This window comes from Thalassobacillus devorans MSP14 (genome assembly GCF_000496835.1).
In the GTDB taxonomy this organism is placed as follows: domain Bacteria; phylum Bacillota; class Bacilli; order Bacillales; family Halobacillaceae; genus Thalassobacillus; species Thalassobacillus devorans_B.
The window spans coordinates 180,326-183,968 of sequence record NZ_KI543237.1 but is presented as its reverse complement, the minus strand read 5'-3'; the positions used below and the strand labels follow the sequence as shown (position 1 = coordinate 183,968).

The 3,643-nt window shown below is 39.9% G+C and carries 4 protein-coding genes; all 4 read right to left on the bottom strand.

The genetic code is table 11. The annotated features are described in order from the left end of the window. Window positions 1-27 precede the first annotated feature (27 nt). Window positions 28-618 (bottom strand): ATP-dependent Clp endopeptidase proteolytic subunit ClpP, encoded by a 591-nt coding sequence (clpP, locus tag P855_RS0111405; RefSeq protein WP_028783694.1) that lies wholly within the window; start codon window positions 616-618, stop codon window positions 28-30. A 174-nt stretch (window positions 619-792) separates the two neighbouring features. After that, window positions 793-1,395, bottom strand: a complete 603-nt coding sequence (locus P855_RS0111400; protein WP_028783693.1) for a response regulator — start codon at window positions 1,393-1,395, stop codon at window positions 793-795. Beyond that, a complete protein-coding gene (locus tag P855_RS0111395; RefSeq protein WP_028783692.1) occupies window positions 1,392-2,756 on the bottom strand; it encodes a sensor histidine kinase in 1,365 nt (454 codons plus the stop codon). The genes P855_RS0111400 and P855_RS0111395 overlap by 4 nt, the downstream gene beginning before the upstream one ends. Window positions 2,757-2,767: 11 nt before the next feature. Then, entirely contained in the window at window positions 2,768-3,358 is a 591-nt protein-coding gene (locus tag P855_RS0111390) for a DUF6305 family protein (protein ID WP_028783691.1), read from the bottom strand. Window positions 3,359-3,643 lie beyond the last annotated feature (285 nt).

Sequence of the window (3,643 nt, the reverse complement as noted above, 5' to 3'; positions counted from 1 at the left end):
AGCTTGGATCAGGGTTTTTTAAAGCTTTTATTCCGTAGGTTTCTTTTCCATTACTTTATCAATCAAGCCATATTCTTTGGCTTTGTGTGCTGGCATGAAGTTATCACGGTCAGTATCACGCTCAATGATTTCCATAGGCTGACCAGTACGCTCAGAAAGAATTTTATTCAACTTCTCGCGCATTTCAAGGATACGGCGAGCGTGGATTTCGATATCTGCCGCCTGTCCTTGTGTTCCACCCAATGGCTGGTGAATCATTACTTCACTGTTAGGAAGCGCATAACGTTTTCCTTTTTCACCAGCTGCCAAAAGAAAGGCACCCATAGATGCTGCCATACCGATACAAATAGTGGATACATGTGGTTTGATGAATTGCATCGTATCATAAATAGCCATACCGGCAGTAATGGACCCGCCAGGTGAGTTGATATAAAGAGAAATGTCTTTATCCGGGTCATCTGCTGCAAGGAATAGAAGCTGAGATACGATTGAATTGGATACGTTGTCATCGATCGGGCTTCCAAGCATAATGATACGGTCTTTCAACAAGCGTGAATAAATATCGTATGCACGTTCTCCGCGGTTAGTTTGTTCAATTACTGTAGGGACTAGATTCAATGTAAATTCCTCCTTCATCACTTATTATCAATGGATGATGTGATAGTTTTATCATACATCCAAGGTCAATAAAGGTCAAACAAAATACTTCGACTTTATCAGGCAAAATTCCTTCTACCATGTTTCCCTAAATCAGGCAGAATAAACCTGTCTTCCATGGATTTTTCCAGTTGGTTACAGCAGTTGGTATTTATTTTTAGGTCTTCCGCGACTGCCGTAATCGGAGATAACTTCAATTTCACCTTTTTCTGCCATATGATGGAGATAGCGATGCACTGTTTGGTAAGCAATCGGGAGCTGTGCCTGGATATCATTAATGGTGACTGGCTGCTTTTGGTGGTATAGAAAATGTTTGATGGACTTCCGTGTCTCTTTGTTTATTCCTTTATCTACATAAATATCCTTATCTGTATTGGAAAGTTTAGCGTACTTCATATTCAATTTTATCCGTGAAATCAAATCGGGGGCTTTTATTGGCTTCATCGCAAAATCTGTAGCGCCGGCCTCAAGGAAAGAGTTAGCGATGTCCTGCCTGTCGTCAACCGTCAGGACAATGATCGGAATGTGTTTATTTTCGTTTCTGATCGCTTTTACAGTTTTTAAACCATCCCATTCAGGCATGTGAAAATCGACTAATACCAGGTCTGGATCCAGCTTTCGAAATAATGTGATCCCTTCTTTACCGTTGGAAGCCTCAATAGAGGGCCATTCACAGAATTCACACATTTCTTTTAAAGTAAAACGTATATCTTCGTTGTCGTCGATGATCAAAATCATCCTATCGCTTCCTTTCTGGAGTTCTGAGGCAGTGTAATCGTGGTAATAGTATGAGAGCCGGGTTCACTGGCAACTTCAATGGTTCCGGAGTGGCTCTCTACTACGCGTTTCACAAAGGGCAGTCCTATCCCGGAAGAGTTTTTCGTACTAAATCCTTCCTGCCAAATATGAACAAGGTTGGCCCGCTCGATTCCAGGCCCATTATCTTTGATCCGAATGCAGCAGTTATCGTTGTCAGTGAAAATTTCAATAGTGATCTTTCCTCCTCGTTCATGTAAATAAATCATCGAGTTCTCCAATACATTGGAAATAGCTCTGGAGAAGCGGATTTTATTGATATAGAGAGGAGGGACGTCATCGGAAATATGAATTTCAAAATCGATGGGCAGGTCATCCGTATTCAAGTGGCTCATGACATAATCCAGCAATTCCCCGGCAGGTATCCGCTTGCGGATATCCTCGTAAAGTATATCTGAAATCATTTCTTTCATTTTAACCACCGATTGATTGATTCTGTTGAAATAACTCTTTGATTTATGGTCATCCGCTTTGACTTTCATTTCCATTAAAGATAATAATCCTTCGATGGCCACCAGTGGGGTTTTCAAATCATGCACCAGCGTATGCATTTCCTGGTAGACTTTAGATTCGATTAAGTCATTCCTTGTTCTTTGCAGCTCCTTCCCTTGCGCCTGGTATAGCTTTAGGGTAGTGATTTGTTTATTGAACAAATGAATCAAGGTAGTAAAAATGATAGCAATAATAAAAAATATTAGGAAAAACACCAGGGTGATGGTGCTGAACAGGTTATGATCGGTCAAAAATTCATCCACTGTTTTCAAACTGACAGCAAGGTCATTTGTTCCAAAACCATAAGCGCTCAAAGCAGGGATCAAGTTGAGCCATTGAACTGAAATGGTAGTCAAAATCAACAGTATCAAAAAAGTCCAGGCAAAATACCGTTGTTTAGGGAGATAGTTGCTGAAAAATAAAAGTACGCCGATTGTAAAGATATGAGGCAGGTAAGCATAATACTCGGTATATAACATATTTAAGACAAAAACCGCTGTTAAGGAAAGTGCGGTAAAAATTAATTGAAATCGTACCGTGGTGATCCTTACTCCCAGGAATCTCGTCAAACACAAAGTACCGAAAAAAATCATAGAAAACATAATGACATTTCGGGAAATATAGGCAAAGGCGGTTACTAATAACTTTCCGCTGTCTTCTTCATAGAGACTGCGTTCGATTTCTTCATAGATATACATGGACACATCCATCGTCAATGCCGGAATAAGCATGCCATAGAAAACAAGCACAATTCCAATGGTTCCCCAGAATGGGTGAGTAGGCTGATTCATGCTGTCGCCCCCTATCTGAACACCGAATTGAATGGTGTTTTCATATCTTCGATTTCATTGACGAAAGTAGATTTAACTTTATGTTCACGTATCAATTCCAATAATTTCTCCGGAGTTTCATCATGCCGTTTACCGATAAAATAATCTGAATAGGGAATGGTATGTTCTAATATAGTCCATGTTTCCTCGTAATCGCGGTACTGAAGATCAAGATCGAAAATGATAACAGGGACGCGGTCTGCTTCCGCTTCATTCATTAATTTTCGAATCCGTTCCTGCTCTTGCTTGAATTTTTTCTTCTTATGTAACATTCCATTATAGCTATAGCCGGTTACAATCACTAATGTTTGATATTCATATAAATCTGTTGCTAAAGCTCTCGGGCGGTATTCGGCTTCCAAATGGAGCTGTTGGGAAAGTTTATGGACTATACCGCCTTCAACTGTTTGACCTGCTGAAGTGATTAGGATTGGTTCTTTTCCAATTGGGGCGGGCAAATTCGGATACATATACATCGATTGCCCGGAGGCACGATAAGAATGATGTCCGATAACTGCCAGACTGATGATGATACACAACATGGGCACCGTGTATTTTTTCAAAGGCATTTCCTCCTGCAAATTTTTGTTCCTCAAACTTGTCTGTAAAAAGGCCACGAGTCCCAATAGCTTTTAGTACTATTTTACTTAAATATTCTGAATAATGAAAGGTGTATTTCCTGATATTACGTGAGGAAGAAGAATAGTCCGGAATAAGAAACTAATTAAGGGATAGATTATCTCTATTTTTCCGGTTGAAATATCGTTATGCTTGCCGGAAAAAATATCTTATATTAGGTAGCAGAGAAAAATGCAAAAGAGGGATGGATTCCAGGATCCATCCCTCTA

What these genes read in the sequence shown, in the direction of transcription:
- P855_RS0111400 (WP_028783693.1), bottom strand. Translation starts at nt 1,395, where the DNA reads ATGATTTTGATCATCGACGACAACGAAGATATACGTTTTACTTTAAAA.
- P855_RS0111395 (WP_028783692.1), bottom strand. Translation starts at nt 2,756, where the DNA reads ATGAATCAGCCTACTCACCCATTCTGGGGAACCATTGGAATTGTGCTT.